Raw genomic sequence first — 17,337 nt, 5'->3', positions numbered from 1 at the left:
ATATGCTGTTGTAACGCGTATCCACCGCCCGACCCGGGCGGTGCGACAGACTTAGTCGATAGAGCGTTTCACTTCGATGGTCTCGAAGACTTCGATCACGTCGCCCGGACGGACGTCGTTGTAGTTCTTCACGCCGATACCGCACTCCATGCCGTTACGCACTTCGTTGACGTCATCCTTGAAGCGACGCAGGGATTCCAACTCGCCTTCGTAGATAACCACGTTCTCGCGCAGAACACGGATCGGGCTGTGACGCTTGACTACGCCCTCAGTCACCATACAGCCGGCGATAGCGCCAAACTTCGGTGACTTGAACACATCGCGAACTTCCGCCAGGCCGATGATTTCCTGCTTGTACTCCGGCGCCAGCATACCGCTCATCGCCTGCTTGACTTCGTCGATCAGATCATAGATCACGGAGTAGTAGCGCAGATCCAGGTTCTCGGTTTCCACCACGCGGCGGGCAGAGGCGTCGGCACGGACGTTGAAGCCCAGCAGAATGGCGTTGGACGCTGCGGCCAGGGTCGCGTCGGTTTCAGTGATACCCCCTACGCCAGAGCCCACGATCTTCACCTTCACTTCATCGGTAGACAGCTTGCGCAGAGAGTCGGCAATCGCCTCGACAGAGCCCTGAACGTCGGCTTTCAGCACGATATTCAGCTCGGACACTTCGCCTTCCACCATGTTGGAGAACATGTTCTCCAGCTTGGCTTTCTGCTGACGCGCCAGCTTCACTTCGCGGAACTTGCCCTGACGGTACAGCGCCACTTCACGGGCTTTCTTCTCGTCACGCACCACGGTCGCTTCATCACCGGCAGCCGGCACACCGGACATCCCGAGGATCTCAACCGGAATGGACGGACCGGCTTCCGTGATTTCACGGCCCAGTTCGTCACGCATGGCGCGCACGCGGCCATACTCGAAGCCACACAGCACGATGTCACCCTTGTGCAGGGTACCTTCACGTACCAGCACCGTCGCCACCGGGCCGCGGCCCTTGTCCAGGAAGGACTCGATCACTACGCCACTGGCCATGCCGTTACGCACCGCTTTCAGCTCCAGCACTTCGGACTGCAGCAGGATGGCGTCCAGCAGGTCGTCGATACCGGTCCCTGCTTTCGCGGAGACATGGACGAACTGGGCTTCACCGCCCCACTCTTCCGGCATAACACCGTACTGGGACAGCTCATTCTTCACGCGATCCGGATCGGCTTCCGGCTTATCGATCTTGTTCACCGCCACCACCAGCGGAACGCCGGCGGCCTTGGCATGCTGGACAGCCTCGATGGTCTGCGGCATCACGCCGTCATCGGCCGCTACCACCAGAACGACGATATCGGTCGCCTGGGCGCCGCGCGCACGCATTGCGGTAAACGCGGCGTGCCCCGGGGTATCCAGGAAGGTGATCATACCGTTATCGGTCTGTACGTGATACGCACCGATATGCTGGGTAATACCGCCGGCTTCGCCCGCCGCCACCTTGGTGGAGCGGATGTAGTCCAGCAGAGAGGTTTTACCGTGGTCAACGTGGCCCATGATGGTCACGACCGGCGCACGCGGCTCAGCCGCAGCGCCGGTATCACGATCGCTCAGCACCGCCTCTTCCAGCTCGTTCTCACGACGCAGGATCACCTTATGGCCCATCTCTTCAGCGACTAACTGAGCAGTTTCCTGATCGATAACCTGGTTAATGGTCGCCATCGCGCCCATCTTCATCATCGACTTGATGACCTGGGAGCCTTTCACCGCCATCTTGTTAGCCAACTCAGCCACGGTGATGGTTTCACCGATCACCACGTCGCGGTTAACCGCCTGGGCCGGTTTGGTAAAGCCCTGCTGCAGCGAGCTCGGCTTGCGCTTACCGCCTTTGCCGCCGCGGTTGACCGCGCGGGCCTCTTCGCGATCGGCCTTAGACTCAGACAGCTTGCTGCCTTTCTTCTGCTTGGCCGCTTTGCCACCGCGGCCGCGTGCACGGCGATCGCCTTCAACCTGGCGATCGTTCTCATCTTCCGCTTCTCGAGCGTGATGAGAGGTGGTCACGTGGTAATCGCTGTTATCTTCTTCGCTAGCGTTTTCGGTCCACTTGCCTTCGTTAGCTTCGGCCATACGGCGAGCTTCCTCAGCCACCTTACGGGCGTCTTCTTCCAGCTTGCGGCGCGCTTCTTCTTCAGCCTTGCGTTTCAGTTCAGCGGCTTCAGCTTCGCGCTTGGCCTTTTCCGCCTGCGCAGCTTTAGTTTTTTCGTCGGTATGTTGGTTAGTCACTTTTTCTTTTTCCGCTGCTTCACGCTTAGCTTTTTCAGCGGCCTCACGTTTGGCTTGTTCTTCTTGTTGACGCTTGGCCTGCTCTGCAGCTTCACGCTTGGCCTGTTCGGCCATCTCACGCTGTGTCTGCTCTTCTGCCTCGCGTTTCGCCTGTTCTTCCGCTTCGCGCTTCGCCGATGCCTCGGCTTCCGCCTGCTGGGCCGCCGCGTCGCTCTTCACATAGGTGCGCTTTTTACGGACTTCAATCTGCACTGACTTGCTTTTACCGCCGGTGCCCGGGACACTCAGCGTGCTGCGGGTTTTACGCTGCAGCGTCAGTTTACCGGAAGATCCGCCGTGCTCACGGTTTAAATGAGCCAGCAGCGCTTCGCGTTCCTGGGGGCTCACAGAGTCGTCGGGTGATTTATTAATGCCTGCGTCAGCCAGCTGCTGTACCAGGCGCTCAACCGAAGTTTGGATCTCTGCTGCCAGTGATTTTACCGTTACTTCTGCCATGCTGTTCCTTCCTGCTACAGTTCATTATTCACTATCGCCAAACCAACAGATATTACGCGCAGCCATAATCAGCTCGCCCGCCTGTTCATTGTTCAGGCCTTCAATATCGGTCAGGTCGTCGACACCCTGCTCGGCAAGATCTTCCAGCGTACATACACCGCGTGCGGCCAGCTTAAAGGCCACGCTGCGTTCCATCCCCGGCAGATTGAGCAGATCGTCCGCCGGTTTGTTGTCGCCAAGGCTCTCTTCCTGCGCCAGCGCCAGCGTCGTCAGCGCGTTCTTGGCACGGGTGCGCAGCGCCTCGACGGTCTCTTCATCCAGACCGTCGATGGACAGCAGCTCACGCTCCGGTACATAGGCCAGCTCTTCCAGCGTGGAGAAGCCTTCCTCGACCAGCAGCGTAGCGAACTCTTCATCGATATCCAGATGCTTGGTGAAGGTATCGATGGCCGCATGGGCTTCCGCCTGATGCTTGGCCTGCAGATCCTCCGCCGTCATCACGTTCAGCTCCCAGCCGCTCAGCTGAGACGCCAGACGGACGTTCTGGCCGTTACGACCGATGGCCTGAGCCAGGTTGGAGGCCTCTACGGCGATATCCATGGTGTGCTTGTCTTCGTCTACCACGATGGATGCCACGTCGGCAGGCGCCATAGCGTTAATGACGAACTGCGCCGGATTATCATCCCACAGAACGATATCGATACGCTCGCCGCCCAGCTCGCTGGAAACCGCCTGCACGCGCGCACCGCGCATACCAACGCAGGCACCGACCGGATCGATGCGCTTATCATTGGTCTTCACGGCAATCTTGGCTCGGGAGCCCGGGTCGCGTGCGGCGCCCTTGATTTCGATCACTTCTTCGCCGATCTCCGGCACTTCGATACGGAACAGTTCAATCAGCATCTCCGGACGGGAGCGGGTGACGAACAGCTGCGCACCGCGGGCCTCCGGACGCACGGCATACAGTACGCCGCGAATGCGGTCGCCCGGGCGGAAGTTTTCGCGCGGCAGCATGTCTTCACGGCCAATCACCGCTTCCGCGTTGTTGCCCAGATCCAGGGAGATGCTGTCACGGTTAACTTTCTTGACTACGCCGGTGACGATTTCGCCTTCGTGCTCGCGAAACGCATCAACCACCATCGCGCGCTCGGCCTCGCGCACTTTCTGCACAATAACCTGCTTGGCGGTCTGGGTGGTGATACGATCGAAGGTCACTGACTCGATCTGATCTTCTACATAGTCACCCAGATCCAGCGCAGGATCTTCAAAACGCGCCGCATCCAGCGTAATTTCACGAGTTGGCTGGGTCACTTCGTCAACGATAAGCCAGCGGCGGAAGGTATCGAAGTCACCGGATTTACGATCGATGGCGACACGCACATCGATTTCCTGCTCATATTTTTTCTTGGTGGCCGTGGCCAGCGCGGTTTCCAGCGCCTCAAAAATCTTCTCGCGCGGCAGCGCCTTTTCGTTGGAAACGGCCTCCACAACAGCCAGAATCTCTTTATTCATCCTAGTTGCCTCATCCGAACGTTAAAAGTGGGGTACCAGGTTCGCTTTCTGGACATTGCTCAGCGCGAACACTTCATCTTTGCCATCAACCGTGACCGTAATCATCTCGCCGTCTACCGCCTTGATGATACCCTGCCACTTCCGGCGGTTCTGCATCGCCATCCGCAGTACCAGCGTCACTTCCTCATTCAGAAAACGGGTGTAATGTTCGGCGGTAAACAGGGGGCGATCCATCCCCGGAGAGGAGACTTCCAGGTAATAGGCGACCGAAATCGGATCTTCTACGTCAAGAACAGCGCTGACCTGGTGGCTAACATCAGCACAATTATCAACAGTGATGCCTTCTTCACTATCGATATAGATTCGCAGCGTTGAATGGCGACCACGGATGAACTCAATGCCAACCAGCTCAAAGCCCAGGGCTTCTACCGGCGCCGTAATCATCTCTGTTAACTTTTGCTCTAATGTGGACAAGCCCACCCCCAAGACATAAAAAAAGGGCCTTATAGCCCAGTGATTCTGTTGTCAGATAACAAAAAACCCCGAATAATCGGGGCTTTATGCAACTGGACCCTATATACCGCCAAGCGGGATTCGAAGCCAGTCTCGCAAGTATATTTTTCAAATGATACTTCGCGGCCCGAGGCTCTGCGCTAACAGTATATTTGAAAACAGATACTTAAGGAAATTGGTTGCGGGGGCCGGATTTGAACCGACGACCTTCGGGTTATGAGCCCGACGAGCTACCAGGCTGCTCCACCCCGCGTCCGAATCGTGGCGAATTCTACTCTAACAGCGTAGAAAAAACAACATATCTAGGATTGGTACCGAGGACGGGACTTGAACCCGTAAGCCCTATTGGGCACTACCACCTCAAGGTAGCGTGTCTACCAATTCCACCACCTCGGCATTTTGGCACCATGACACCTAACGCGTCATGGCAAAACTCTGTGGGTACGATCAGTTCGGAATATCGCTGCTCGGCGTAGCCGGCGCTGCCGGAGTCGCAGGCTGTTCAGTCTTCACAGGCTGACCCAGGTTATCCCACTCACTGCCCTGCTTGCTCTGATGACCGCTCAGGTTGCCCAGCACCAGGCTCAGTACGAAAAACAGCGTGGCCAGGATGCCCGTAGTACGGGTCATAAAGTTACCGGTACCGCTGGAGCCAAACAGCGTCGCTGAGGCGCCTGCGCCGAATGAAGCGCCCATGTCAGCACCTTTACCCTGCTGCAGCATAATCAGGGCGATCAGCGCCACAGACACCAGCAGGAAAATTACCAAAAGAGCTTCATACATAGTCGTACCTGATTCCTTGCGGCCCATCCGCAGTCAAAAGCTTCCATCGAACCCATGGATAAAACATCCACTGAAGCGGGTGTGAATACTACCCAATGCCGTTAGAGGGCGCAAGGGTAAATTTTCCACGCCGACGTGATTGGAGAAAAAACCGGCAAAAGCGCGCTTCCGCCGGTCTGTTCGCCCTTAGCCGACCGCCTTCACCGCGTCGGCAATGGCGTTCGCCAGATCGGTAACCTGTTGCAAATCCTCGCCTTCCACCATGACGCGGATCAGCGGTTCGGTACCGGATTTACGCAGCAGCACCCGGCCTCGCCCGGCCAGCTGCCGCTCGACCTCGGCGCAGGCCTGCTGCACCGCGGCATCCTGCAGCGGATCGCACTGTCCGGCAAAGCGGACGTTGACCAACACCTGCGGCAGCAGGGTCATGCCGCTGCACAGATCGGCCAGACTCATATGGTTGCGCGCCATCGCCGCCAGCACCTGCAGGCCAGCGACGATCCCATCGCCGGTCGTGGTCTGATCGAGGATGATGACATGGCCAGAGTTTTCAGCCCCCATGCGCCATCCCTTCTCCTGCATCGTCTCCAGCACATAGCGGTCACCCACCTTGGCGCGCGCGAAGGGGATCCCCAGCTGCTTCAGCGCCAGCTCCAGTCCCATATTGCTCATCAGGGTGCCGACCACGCCGCCGTGCAGCTTACCCTGGCGCAGCGCCTCGCGCGCCACGATATACAGGATCTGATCGCCGTCGACCTTGTCGCCGCGGTGATCGACCATGATCAGGCGATCGCCGTCGCCGTCGAAGGCCATGCCAAGATCGGCGTTTTCCGCCAGGACACGGGCCTGCAGCGCGCGGACATCCGTCGCCCCGCACTCTTTGTTGATATTCATCCCGTCCGGCGAGGTGCCGATGGCGATCACCTCCGCACCCAGCTCGCGCAGCACGTTCGGCGCAATATGATAGGTAGCGCCGTTGGCGCAGTCGGCGACGATCTTCAGGCCGCTCAGGCTCAGCGCGTTGGGGAAGGTGCTCTTGCAGAATTCGATATAGCGCCCGGCGGCGTCAACGATACGGCTCGCCTTGCCCAGCTCGGCGGACTCCACGCAGGTCAGGGGCTTATCCAGCTCGGCCTCGATCGCTGCCTCGACCTCATCCGGCAGCTTGGTTCCGTCGATGGAGAAAAACTTGATCCCGTTATCATAATACGGGTTATGGGACGCTGAAATAACGATACCGGCCTCGGCGCGGAAGGTACGCGTCAGGTAAGCCACCGCCGGGGTCGGCATCGGCCCGGTAAAGGCGGCAGACAGACCGGCCGCCGCCAGTCCTGCCTCCAGCGCGGACTCCAGCATATAGCCGGAGATACGGGTATCCTTACCGATAATGATTTTGCGTGAACCGTGACGCGCCAGCACCTTACCTGCGGCCCAGCCCAGCTTCAGGACGAAATCCGGGGTGATCGGGCTGCTGCCCACCTTGCCGCGAATGCCATCGGTACCAAAATATTTACGTTCGCTCATCTCTTTATTATTCCTTTGCTGAAAGCGTGGCTTCCACCACGCGCATGGCATCCACCGTTTCACGTACGTCGTGCACGCGGATAATCTGTGCCCCCTGCATGGCGGCGATCACGGCACAGGCGACACTGCCCGCCACCCGCTGCGCGGGGGGCACATTCAGCAGCTGTCCGACCATAGACTTACGCGACATTCCCACCAGTAGCGGCAGACCGTGGTGATGAAAGTGCGCCAGGTTAGCCAGAAGGCGGTAATTATGCGTCAAGTTCTTACCGAAGCCAAAGCCGGGATCGAGTAGCAGCCGCTCCCGGGCGATCCCGGCGGCCACGCAGCGCGCGATCTGCGCGCTGAGGTAAGCGTCCACTTCCGCCACCACATCGCTGTAGTGGGGGCTATGCTGCATGCCCTTCGGCTCGCCCTGCATATGCATTAGGCAGACTGGCAGGCCGCTCTCCGCCGCCGCCGCCAGCGCCCCCGGCTCGCTCAGAGAACGGACGTCGTTAATCATATCGGCCCCGGCGGCGCTACAGGCGCGGATCACCGCCGCCTTGGAGGTATCGACCGAGACCCAGACCTCAAAACGCTGCGCCAGCGCCTCCACTACCGGCACCACCCGCGCCAGCTCCTCTGCCTCGCTCACCTCGGCCGCGCCGGGCCGCGTCGACTCCCCGCCCACATCGATGATGGTCGCCCCTGCGACGATCATCGACTCTGCGTGTCGCAGCGCGGCATCCAGCGCGTTATGACGCCCTCCGTCAGAAAACGAGTCGGGGGTGACGTTCAGGATCCCCATCACCTGGGGATAGTTGAGATTCAGGGTGAGTTCACGTGACCTAAGCAGCATCGATGACACCTGTGCAAAAGAAAAATCATGCGTTATTGGAACGCAAAAAAAAACCCCGGGCAAGCCGGGGTTTTCATACGCGACGGCGTAATTACTTTTCGCCGTCGTTATGCCGATCGTCATCGCTGCGCGCGGCGTCGCTATCCGCGGCCGGCGCGACCGGCTCCGCAGCGGCAGGCTGTGCCGCCGGTTGCTGGGCCTGCGCCTGGCGATTGGCCTGCTCGTCCAACCAACCTGCCGGCGGGCGGACTTCGCGACGCGCCATCAGATCATCGACCTGCGGCGCATCGATGGTCTCATACTTCATCAGCGCATCCTTCATGGCATGCATGATATCCATATTGTCGACCAGCAGCTGGCGGGCACGCTGATAATTATGCTCGATCAGTGCCTTGACCTCCTGATCGATAATGCGGGCCGTCTCATCGGACATGTGTTTGGTCTTGGCGACAGAGCGACCGAGGAACACCTCGCCCTCTTCTTCCGCATACAGCAGCGGCCCCAGCTTCTCGGAGAAACCCCACTGGGTCACCATGTTACGGGCGATGGTCGTCGCCTGCTTGATGTCCTGCGAGGCGCCGGTAGAAACGTGCTCGGTGCCGTAAATCAGCTCTTCAGCCAGGCGGCCGCCGTAGGCCACGGAGATCATGCTCTCCAGCTTCTGACGGCTGTAGCTGATGGAGTCGCCCTGCGGCAGGAAGAAGGTCACCCCCAGCGCACGACCACGCGGGATGATGGTGACCTTATGCACCGGATCGTGCTCTGGCACCAGGCGGCCGATGATCGCATGTCCGGCTTCGTGATACGCCGTCGACTCTTTCTGCGCTTCGGTCATCACCATGGAACGGCGCTCCGCCCCCATCATGATCTTGTCTTTGGCCTTTTCAAACTCGACCATCGACACCACTCGCTTGTTGTTACGGGCGGCAAACAGCGCCGCTTCGTTGACCAGGTTAGCCAGATCGGCACCGGAGAAGCCCGGCGTACCGCGCGCAATAACCGACGCATCAACATCGGTCGCCAGCGGAACGCGGCGCATATGCACCTTCAGGATCTGCTCACGGCCACGTACGTCCGGCAGGCCTACCACCACCTGACGGTCGAAACGGCCGGGACGCAGCAGCGCCGGGTCCAGTACGTCCGGACGGTTGGTTGCAGCGATAACGATGATCCCCTCGTTACCCTCAAAGCCATCCATCTCGACCAGCATCTGGTTCAGGGTCTGCTCACGCTCATCGTGGCCGCCGCCCAGGCCTGCGCCACGCTGGCGGCCCACGGCGTCGATCTCATCGATAAAGATAATGCACGGCGCCGCCTTCTTGGCCTGTTCGAACATATCGCGTACGCGCGAGGCGCCGACGCCGACGAACATCTCCACAAAGTCAGAACCGGAAATGGTAAAGAACGGAACCTTGGCCTCACCGGCAATGGCTTTAGCCAGCAGGGTCTTACCGGTCCCCGGCGGCCCCACCATCAGGATACCCTTGGGGATCTTGCCGCCGAGCTTCTGGAAACGGCTCGGATCGCGCAGGTACTCCACCAGCTCACCCACCTCCTCTTTGGCCTCATCGCAGCCGGCCACATCGGCAAAGGTGGTTTTGATCTGGTCTTCCGTCAACATGCGCGCTTTACTCTTGCCGAACGACATGGCGCCTTTCCCGCCGCCGCCCTGCATCTGGCGCATGAAGAAGATCCACACCCCGATCAGCAACAGCATCGGGAACCAGGAGATAAAGATGGAGGTCAGCAGGCTCGGCTCTTCCGGCGGCTCACCGATCACTTTTACATTCTTGGTTAACAGGGAATCCAACAGCTTAGGATCGTTAATCGGGATATAGGTTGTATAACGGTTACCATCCTTCTTGGTAACGTTAATCGCACGCCCGTCGATACTGACCTCGCGCACCTGATCCTGGTTAACCTCGGTCAGGAACGTCGAATAGTCCACTCTACGGCTATTTGATTCGCTGGGCCCAAAGCTCTGGAAAACCGACATCAGCACGACCGCGATGACCAGCCAGAGAATTAGGTTTTTCGCCATGTCACTCAAGGGATTAACCTCTTTTTACAACTGTGTTAACAAACAGCGTTAGGGTACTACAGTTTCCGCCCTGTCGCTACGATGTATACTTCCCGCGAACGCGCGCGCGAAGCATCCGGCTTACGAATCTTAACCTTCGTAAACAGGGAGCGTATCTGGCCCAGATACTCGTCAAACCCCTCTCCCTGAAAGACTTTCACCACAAAACTACCGCCGGGTGCCAGAACATCTTTGGCCATCTCCAGCGCCAGCTCAACCAGATACATGGCGCGCGGAATATCTACAGACGGCGTGCCGCTCATGTTCGGCGCCATATCCGACATCACCACCTGAACCTTAGCATCGCCAACCCGCTCCATCAGTGCGCCCAGCACCAATTCATCACGAAAATCCCCCTGGAGGAAATCGACGCCGACGATAGGATCCATAGGCAAAAGATCACATGCAATTATCCTGCCTTTATCGCCGATTTGTGTGACCACATACTGTGACCATCCCCCGGGAGCGGCACCCAAATCTACCACGGCCATGCCTGGCCGGAAGATCTTATCCGTGCCCTGGATCTCGTCCAGTTTAAACCAGGCGCGCGAACGCAGCCCCTTTTTCTGTGCCTGCTGCACATATTTATCGCTAAAATGTTCCTGTAACCAGCGACTCGAACTGGCCGAACGTTTTTTACCCATCTTGAATACTCACTAAATCACAGGTTCATCTGCTTTGAAAACACCGAGGCGGCGCAAGACCGATTTGGTGATAATGCTGAGATGGCGCTAGAATGTACCGTTTTCAATCCCAACCTAAGCAAAAAAGACGATGAATCTGACTAACAAGCAAAAACAGCACCTGAAAAGCTTGGCCCATTCGCTGAAGCCTGTTGTGCAACTCGGCGCGAACGGCCTTACCGAAGGGGTGCTCGCAGAAATTGAACAGGCGCTGGCGCACCATGAGCTGATCAAGGTAAAGATCGCCGCTGAAGAGCGCGAAACCAAAACCCTGATCGCCAACGCCATCGTCCGTGAAACCGGTGCGTGCAACGTTCAGCTGATCGGTAACATTCTGGTGATTTACCGCCCGAGCGAAGAACGCAAGATCAGTTTACCCCGTTAATCTCTTTTCGTATAAAGAAAAGATATAACACAAAAAGACGTGCTTTCTCAGCATAACGCAAAGGCCGCAGCGCGGCCTTTTCCTATCTTTACACTGGCGGGCACGCTGCTGCACGGACGGGGACGCAGCGCGGGTAACCTATCAGAGATACGCAACCTTCAGGATTTCGTACTCGACCTCACCGCCCGGCGTTTTAATCGTCACCACATCACCCTCTTCTTTCCCGATCAGACCGCGCGCAATCGGCGAGTTGACCGAAATCAGATTGTGTTTGAAGTCCGCCTCATCGTCGCCCACGATGCGGTAGGTCTGCTGGTCTTCCGTATCCAGATTCTCCACGCTGACGGTGGCTCCAAAGATAACCCGGCCGTTGTTGGGCATCTTGGTCACGTCAATCACCTGGGCATTGGACAGTTTGGCTTCGATCTCCTGAATGCGGCCTTCGCAGAAACCTTGCTGCTCACGCGCGGCGTGGTACTCCGCATTCTCTTTCAGGTCGCCGTGCTCGCGCGCTTCGGCGATGGCCGCAATGATCTGCGGACGACGGGTTCCCTTCAGAAAATCTAACTCTTCACGCAGTTTCTCTGCACCACGCAACGTCATCGGAATCTGATTCATTGTTTTAGTCACCTCGAAATCTGCTTTGTCGGCGCCCGAAAGCCACGGCACGGGGAGCACCCGTCCGACCCGGCGCCATACAAAAGAAACCTGACCAGAACGGCGATCCCGGTCAGGCACTATGCTGTCTTTTGTCGGCCATTCTAGCCTAGAGTCAGCGAAGTATCATCGTTTACTTTGACCCACATTGAGCCTTAGTATGACAGGCACGTTACTTATTCGATTCACTTATCGGCTTCCGCGGAACTATGCGATTTTCACGATTACTGAGTGGACTGGCCTGTGCACTGGTGTTCAGCGTCCAAGCGACACCGGTGCAAGACTATGCCCAATATCTGCCAGAAGGCACCAATCTGGCACTGATGGTGCAAAAAGTCGGCTCAACCACGCCGACCATCGACTATCACGGCCAGCAGATGGCGCTGCCCGCCAGCACCCAGAAGGTGATCACGGCGCTGGCGGCGCTGCTACAGCTGGGGCCGGACTTCCGCTTTAATACCACCTTTGAAACCCGTGGGCAGATCAGCGCAGGCACCCTAAACGGCGACCTCATCGTACGCTTTGACGGCGATCCGACGCTGCGCCGCCAGAATATCCGCAACATGGTCGCCGCCCTGAAAAAACAGGGAGTCACGCGCATCAGCGGTGATATTCTCATCGATACCTCGGTGTTTGCCAGCCATGACAAAGCCCCCGGCTGGCCCTGGAACGATCTGACCCAGTGTTTCAGCGCACCGCCGGCCGCCGCCATCGTCGATCGCAACTGCTTCTCCATCTCGCTGTACAGCGCCCCGAAATCCGGCGATCGCGCGTTTATCCGCGTCGCATCCTATTATCCGGTGCACATGTTCAGCGAGGTTAAGACCCTGGCTCGCGGCTCTGCGGAGGCCCCCTATTGCGAGCTGGACGTCGTCCCGGGCGAACTCAACCGCTACACCCTGACCGGCTGCCTGACCCAGCGCGCCGACCCGTTGCCGCTGGCCTTCGCCGTACAGGACGGCGCAGCCTACGCCGGCGCCATCGTCAAAGACGAGCTGCAGCAGGCCAACATCGATATTGCGGGCCATCTGCGCCGGGAAACCCAGGTATCCCCGCAGGGCACCGTTCTGGCGCAAACCCAGTCCGCGCCGCTGCACGATCTGCTGCGCGTGATGTTAAAAAAATCGGACAACATGATTGCCGATACCGTCTTTCGTACCATTGGCCACAGCTATTTTAACGTGCCCGGCACCTGGCGCGCCGGCTCCGATGCGGTGCGTCAGATCCTGCGCAAAAAGGCAGGAGTCAACCTGGGCAACTCCGTGGTGGTCGACGGCTCTGGCCTGTCGCGCCATAACCTGATCGCCCCGGCAACCATGATGGCGGTACTGCAGTACATCGCCCAAAATGACAGCCAGCTGAACTTCATCAGCATGCTGCCGCTGGCCGGCTACGACGGAACGCTGCAGTACCGCGGCGGTCTGCACGAAGCGGGCGTTGACGGCAAGGTCTCCGCCAAGACCGGCTCCTTGCAGGGGGTGTATAACCTGGCCGGTTTCATCACCACCGCCAGCGGACAGCGTATGGCCTTCGTGCAGTACCTGTCCGGCTATGCGGTTCCACCGCAGGATCAGCGGACCCGCCGTCAGCCGCTGGTTCGCTTTGAGAGCCGCCTGTACCGCGATATTTACCGCAATAACTGACGGGCCGCTATGAAAATTCTGATCGTGGAAGACGATACCCTGATCCAGCAGGGACTGGCCCAGGCGATGGCGCGAGAAAACTATGCCTGTGACTGTGCGGACAGCGCGGCGGGCGCCAGCGCGCTGCTGCAAAGCAGTCATTACAGCCTGATCATCCTCGATCTGGGGCTGCCCGGCATGGACGGCGCCAGCGCACTGCGCCAGTGGCGGCGCGAGGGTATCGACGTACCGGTGCTGATCCTGACCGCCCGCGACACCGTCAGCGATCGGGTCGACGGGCTGGACGCTGGCGCCGATGACTACCTGGTTAAGCCTTTCGCGCTAGCCGAGCTGATGGCGCGCGTCCGCGCCCTGATCCGCCGCATGCAGGGACTGTGCAACAACGTTCTGCAGGTCGACGATATTCACCTGGATCTCTCCAGCCAGCAGGTCAACTGCGGCGGCCTAGCGTTGGAGATCACCCCCAAAGAGTTCGCTATCCTGGCACGTCTGATGATGCGCGCAGGGCAGACTATCAGCCGCGAAGTTCTCCAGCAGGATCTCTACTCCTGGCAAGATGAGCTCAGCTCCAACTCGCTGGAGGTACATATTCATAACCTGCGACGCAAGCTGGGGAAAAACCGGATCAAAACCCTGCGCGGCGTCGGCTATCGCCTGGAGAAGACCCTGTGATCAGCCTGCGCCGTACGCTGCTGATCATGCTGGCGCTGATCCTGCTGGTCACCCAGTTGGTCAGCGCGCTGTGGCTATGGCACGAAAGCCGGGAGCAGATAAGCTTTCTGGTTAACGAAACGCTCAGCGCCAAGGTGCGCACGGAGCAGGTTGACAAAGAGATCCGCGAAGCCATTGCCGCCCTGCTGATCCCCTCTCTGGTGATGATGACCGTCACGTTGCTGCTCTCCTGGCTGGCCGTCAGTTGGATAGTCCGCCCGCTTAACCAGCTACAGGCACGGTTAGAGAAACGGTCGCCCAGTAACCTGACGCCTATCGATATCGACAGCAGTATGACGGAGATCACCTCGATCACCCGTACCCTCAACCACCTATTTAGCCGCCTGCAGCACACCCTGCGCCAGGAGCGTCTGTTCACGGCCGATGCCGCACACGAGCTACGCACCCCTCTCGCCGGCGTACGCCTACACCTTGAGCTGATGGAGCAGAGCGGCGTGCCGGAGGCCACTACGCTAGTGCAGCGCATCGATCAGCTGATGCACACGGTCGAGCAGCTGCTGATGCTGTCGCGCGTCGGACAGAATTTTGCCAGCGGCCACTGTCCGCAGCTGGAGCTGATAGGCGAGGTGGTGCTCGCCCAGCGCAACGAGCTGAGCGAGATGCTGGCGCTGCGCGGACAGCACCTGCGGCTGGAGACGCCGTCACGGCTACCGATGCACGGCGATGCGATGCTGCTGCGCCTGATGCTGCGTAATCTGGTGGAGAATGCCCACCGCTACAGCCCCGAGGGCAGCGATATTCTCCTGCGGGTTACGCTGAGCGCGGACAGGCACGGCTGCATTCTACAGGTCATCGACAGCGGACCCGGTATCGATGAATCGCGGGCCAGCGAGCTGACCGAGCCCTTCCACCGCCTTGATCGGCGCTTCGGCGGCAGCGGCCTGGGACTAAATATCGTGGTGCGCATCCTGCAGCTGCACAAGGGACAGCTCACTCTACGCAATAACCGCCCGGGGCCAGGCCTCAATGCCTGCTGCCGTCTGCCGCTGACGCCGCAAGAATTCGGTTAAAAAAAGGGCTGCCCTACAGGCAGCCCCGGTATTACATGCGGATTGATTAACGCTGATAGATGATTTCGACGCCTTCGTCGTCGTCTTCATCCCAGTCATCATCCTCTTCCTCTTCCCACTCGGCTTCAGCCTGCTCCAGCTGTTCACGATGGTAGTCATCCCACATGAACTCGGCTTTCTTGGCCTTCTCTTTCTCTTCTTCCACTTCCGCTTCGCGCGGATGGGCTTCCAGGAAGTTCATCACATCCCAGCACAGGGCGTTCACCCCTTCGCGGTTGGCCGCAGAGATCAGATAGTGCTCTCCTTCCCAGCCCAGCGCATCGGCGATAGCCTGAGCGCGCGCCTTCGCCTCCTCCGGCGCCAGCAGGTCAGCCTTATTGAACACCAGCCAGCGCGGCTTCTGAGACAGCTTCTCGCTGTACTTCTCCAGCTCACCGATGATCACCCGGGCATTCTCGACCGGATCGGACTCATCGATCGGCGCGAGATCGATCAGGTGCAGCAGCACTCGGCAACGCTCCAGATGACGCAGGAAACGGATCCCCAGACCGGCACCTTCCGATGCGCCTTCGATCAGCCCCGGAATATCCGCCACCACGAAGCTCTTCTCGCTGTCCATGCGCACGACGCCCAGGCTTGGCACCAGCGTGGTAAACGGATAGTCAGCCACCTTCGGCTTGGCGGCAGAGACCGCGCGGATAAAGGTGGACTTACCGGCGTTGGGCAGCCCCAGCATGCCGACGTCGGCCAGCAGCAGCAGCTCCAGGCTCAGATCGCGTTTATCCCCCGGGGTTCCGTTGGTTTTCTGGCGCGGCGTACGGTTAACAGAGGATTTAAAACGGGTGTTGCCCAGGCCATGCCATCCCCCTTTGCCGACCATCAACTTCTGCTGGTGGCGCGTCATATCGCCCAGCACCTCGCCGGTATCGACGTCCGTTATCCGGGTGCCGACCGGGACCTTAATCGTCACATCCTGGCCACGTTTACCGGTACAGTCACGGCTCTGGCCATTCTGGCCGCGTTCGGCGCGGAAAGACTTTTCAAAGCGATAGTCAATCAGCGTGTTCAGGTTCTCATCGGCCAGCAGGTATACGTCACCGCCGTCGCCGCCGTCGCCGCCGTCCGGTCCCCCTTTCGGGATATACTTCTCGCGGCGGAAGCTGACGCAGCCATTGCCACCATCACCTGCTTCGATGTGGATCACGGCTTCATCTACAAATTTCATTTACTGTCTCCGTAAATCAGTGACCGGACCGCCCGATGGCAATCCGGTTTATGCGCGCTGGCGCGGCCACCAACGGTGGCCAATCGCAGAAAACATGGCGCCGGCAACCACCACAAAAGCGCCGATATACCCCACCGTATTCAGGCTGGGCGTCATAAAGGTTTCCGGCCAGGCTAACGCCAAAACGTCAGAAAACATCAGGGTAAACAGCGGGGTCAGCGTCACGATCGCCCCCACTTTCGCTACCTGCCAGCGCACCATGGCCTCGGCCAGCGCGCCGTAGCCGACCAGTGTATTGACCCCGCAGAACAACAGGCACAGCAGCTGCCAGCCACTCAGCTGATAAATCTGGCCCGGATGCGCTAACGGCCACAGGCAGATCGCACATAAAGCATACAACAGACACAGGATCTGCTGCGAGGCCAGGCGACGCAATAATACTTTCTGGGCGATGCCATAGCATACCCAGACCCCGGCCGCCGCCATCCCGAGTAACACGCCCAGCGTGTAGTCCGTTAGACGGGTAAAAATCTCCGCCAGGCTGTTATTAAAAAACAGGAGCAGCCCACCGATCAGCAGCACCGCACCAATCACCTGCGCAGGCCGCATCCGCTCTTTCAGCACCAGTACGCTGGCGAACATCAGACCGACCGGCGAAAGCTGCCCAATCACCTGCGAGGTGGTTGGGCTCAAATACTGTAGCGAGGTGCTAAACAGGATAAAGTTCCCCAGCAGCCCCGCCGTAGCAACGGACAGCAACAGCAGCCAGCGACGCTGTCGAAATACGCGCAGCGGCGGCAGCTGACCGCGCAGGCACAGCACGCTGCCCAGCCCTAATGCCGCCATGGAGAAACGGTACCAAACGATGGTCTCAGGCGCCATGTCAGGCAGAACCTGCTTCATCGCGATCGGCAGCGCACCCCAGAAAATCGCCGTCGTCAGCGCCAACGCGATACCCAGAGCCGCACTCTGTTTACTCTCCATGGACGCCC

The 17,337-nt window shown here is 59.1% G+C and carries 15 protein-coding genes and 2 tRNA genes; 4 read left to right on the top strand and 13 right to left on the bottom strand.

Going from position 1 to position 17,337, the window contains the following annotated elements; all coding sequences use genetic code 11:
• Positions 1-51 precede the first annotated feature (51 nt).
• The 10 genes from infB to rlmE form a co-directional block, all read right to left on the bottom strand.
• Positions 52-2,757 (bottom strand): translation initiation factor IF-2, encoded by a 2,706-nt coding sequence (gene infB, locus ETEE_RS09820; RefSeq protein ID WP_034162882.1) that lies wholly within the window; start codon positions 2,755-2,757, stop codon positions 52-54.
• Positions 2,758-2,781: 24 nt separating this feature from the next.
• The gene (gene nusA, locus ETEE_RS09815; protein WP_012847278.1) at positions 2,782-4,269 is read right to left on the bottom strand and encodes a transcription termination factor NusA; all 1,488 of its coding nucleotides are present in this window, start codon (positions 4,267-4,269) and stop codon (positions 2,782-2,784) included.
• Positions 4,270-4,290: 21 nt separating this feature from the next.
• Positions 4,291-4,743 carry a ribosome maturation factor RimP gene (gene rimP / locus ETEE_RS09810; RefSeq protein ID WP_071844209.1) on the bottom strand — a complete coding sequence of 151 codons (453 nt, stop codon included), beginning with the start codon at positions 4,741-4,743 and terminating at the stop codon, positions 4,291-4,293.
• A 215-nt stretch (positions 4,744-4,958) separates the two neighbouring features.
• Positions 4,959-5,035 (bottom strand) — tRNA-Met (locus tag ETEE_RS09805).
• 56 nt (positions 5,036-5,091) lie between these two features.
• A tRNA-Leu gene (locus ETEE_RS09800) sits at positions 5,092-5,178 on the bottom strand.
• 51 nt (positions 5,179-5,229) lie between these two features.
• Positions 5,230-5,565, bottom strand: coding sequence for a preprotein translocase subunit SecG (secG, locus tag ETEE_RS09795; protein WP_012847276.1), 336 nt, complete (start codon positions 5,563-5,565; stop codon positions 5,230-5,232).
• Between the two features lie 186 nt (positions 5,566-5,751).
• Positions 5,752-7,089 (bottom strand): phosphoglucosamine mutase, encoded by a 1,338-nt coding sequence (gene glmM / locus ETEE_RS09790; RefSeq protein WP_034162885.1) that lies wholly within the window; start codon positions 7,087-7,089, stop codon positions 5,752-5,754.
• A 7-nt stretch (positions 7,090-7,096) separates the two neighbouring features.
• The gene (folP, locus tag ETEE_RS09785; protein ID WP_034162887.1) at positions 7,097-7,930 is read right to left on the bottom strand and encodes a dihydropteroate synthase; all 834 of its coding nucleotides are present in this window, start codon (positions 7,928-7,930) and stop codon (positions 7,097-7,099) included.
• A 91-nt stretch (positions 7,931-8,021) separates the two neighbouring features.
• Positions 8,022-9,971, bottom strand: coding sequence for an ATP-dependent zinc metalloprotease FtsH (gene ftsH / locus ETEE_RS09780; protein WP_034162888.1), 1,950 nt, complete (start codon positions 9,969-9,971; stop codon positions 8,022-8,024).
• Between the two features lie 56 nt (positions 9,972-10,027).
• Complete coding sequence (gene rlmE / locus ETEE_RS09775) at positions 10,028-10,654, bottom strand: 23S rRNA (uridine(2552)-2'-O)-methyltransferase RlmE (RefSeq protein WP_034162889.1); 627 nt, start codon at positions 10,652-10,654, stop codon at positions 10,028-10,030.
• 130 nt (positions 10,655-10,784) lie between these two features.
• Between rlmE and yhbY the strand changes: the two genes are divergently transcribed.
• Positions 10,785-11,078: a ribosome assembly RNA-binding protein YhbY gene (gene yhbY / locus ETEE_RS09770; RefSeq protein WP_012847271.1), complete on the top strand. Its 294-nt coding sequence runs from the start codon at positions 10,785-10,787 to the stop codon at positions 11,076-11,078.
• Between the two features lie 141 nt (positions 11,079-11,219).
• On the opposite strand, the gene greA is transcribed toward yhbY, so the two are convergent.
• Complete coding sequence (gene greA, locus ETEE_RS09765) at positions 11,220-11,696, bottom strand: transcription elongation factor GreA (RefSeq protein WP_034162890.1); 477 nt, start codon at positions 11,694-11,696, stop codon at positions 11,220-11,222.
• A 248-nt stretch (positions 11,697-11,944) separates the two neighbouring features.
• Between greA and dacB the strand changes: the two genes are divergently transcribed.
• From dacB to pmrB, 3 genes are read left to right on the top strand one after another with little or no spacing between them, the layout of a single operon-like run.
• Positions 11,945-13,378 carry a serine-type D-Ala-D-Ala carboxypeptidase gene (gene dacB / locus ETEE_RS09760; protein ID WP_034162892.1) on the top strand — a complete coding sequence of 478 codons (1,434 nt, stop codon included), beginning with the start codon at positions 11,945-11,947 and terminating at the stop codon, positions 13,376-13,378.
• A 9-nt stretch (positions 13,379-13,387) separates the two neighbouring features.
• The gene (gene pmrA, locus ETEE_RS09755) at positions 13,388-14,050 is read left to right on the top strand and encodes a two-component system response regulator PmrA (protein WP_034162893.1); all 663 of its coding nucleotides are present in this window, start codon (positions 13,388-13,390) and stop codon (positions 14,048-14,050) included.
• Positions 14,047-15,120 carry a two-component system sensor histidine kinase PmrB gene (pmrB, locus tag ETEE_RS09750; RefSeq protein ID WP_034162895.1) on the top strand — a complete coding sequence of 358 codons (1,074 nt, stop codon included), beginning with the start codon at positions 14,047-14,049 and terminating at the stop codon, positions 15,118-15,120. The genes pmrA and pmrB overlap by 4 nt, the downstream gene beginning before the upstream one ends.
• A gap of 46 nt (positions 15,121-15,166) precedes the next feature.
• Here pmrB and cgtA read toward each other — a convergent pair whose 3' ends face one another.
• Positions 15,167-16,345 (bottom strand): Obg family GTPase CgtA, encoded by a 1,179-nt coding sequence (gene cgtA / locus ETEE_RS09745; protein ID WP_034162896.1) that lies wholly within the window; start codon positions 16,343-16,345, stop codon positions 15,167-15,169.
• A 48-nt stretch (positions 16,346-16,393) separates the two neighbouring features.
• A complete protein-coding gene (locus ETEE_RS09740) occupies positions 16,394-17,329 on the bottom strand; it encodes a DMT family transporter (RefSeq protein ID WP_034162898.1) in 936 nt (311 codons plus the stop codon).
• Between the last annotated feature and the right edge of the window lie 8 nt (positions 17,330-17,337).

Origin of the sequence: Edwardsiella anguillarum ET080813, assembly GCF_000264765.2 — a bacterium.
In the GTDB taxonomy this organism is placed as follows: domain Bacteria; phylum Pseudomonadota; class Gammaproteobacteria; order Enterobacterales; family Enterobacteriaceae; genus Edwardsiella; species Edwardsiella anguillarum.
This window is presented reverse-complemented; position numbering and strand designations above follow the sequence as displayed.

Bases quoted from the DNA above. Each gene is read 5' to 3' on its own strand.
- infB (WP_034162882.1), bottom strand. From the start codon at position 2,757: ATGGCAGAAGTAACGGTAAAATCACTGGCAGCAGAGATCCAAACTTCG.
- nusA (WP_012847278.1), bottom strand. From the start codon at position 4,269: ATGAATAAAGAGATTCTGGCTGTTGTGGAGGCCGTTTCCAACGAAAAG.
- secG (WP_012847276.1), bottom strand. From the start codon at position 5,565: ATGTATGAAGCTCTTTTGGTAATTTTCCTGCTGGTGTCTGTGGCGCTG.
- glmM (WP_034162885.1), bottom strand. From the start codon at position 7,089: ATGAGCGAACGTAAATATTTTGGTACCGATGGCATTCGCGGCAAGGTG.
- folP (WP_034162887.1), bottom strand. From the start codon at position 7,930: ATGCTGCTTAGGTCACGTGAACTCACCCTGAATCTCAACTATCCCCAG.
- ftsH (WP_034162888.1), bottom strand. From the start codon at position 9,971: ATGGCGAAAAACCTAATTCTCTGGCTGGTCATCGCGGTCGTGCTGATG.
- rlmE (WP_034162889.1), bottom strand. From the start codon at position 10,654: ATGGGTAAAAAACGTTCGGCCAGTTCGAGTCGCTGGTTACAGGAACAT.
- yhbY (WP_012847271.1), top strand. From the start codon at position 10,785: ATGAATCTGACTAACAAGCAAAAACAGCACCTGAAAAGCTTGGCCCAT.
- greA (WP_034162890.1), bottom strand. From the start codon at position 11,696: ATGAATCAGATTCCGATGACGTTGCGTGGTGCAGAGAAACTGCGTGAA.
- dacB (WP_034162892.1), top strand. From the start codon at position 11,945: ATGCGATTTTCACGATTACTGAGTGGACTGGCCTGTGCACTGGTGTTC.
- pmrA (WP_034162893.1), top strand. From the start codon at position 13,388: ATGAAAATTCTGATCGTGGAAGACGATACCCTGATCCAGCAGGGACTG.
- cgtA (WP_034162896.1), bottom strand. From the start codon at position 16,345: ATGAAATTTGTAGATGAAGCCGTGATCCACATCGAAGCAGGTGATGGT.
- ETEE_RS09740 (WP_034162898.1), bottom strand. From the start codon at position 17,329: ATGGAGAGTAAACAGAGTGCGGCTCTGGGTATCGCGTTGGCGCTGACG.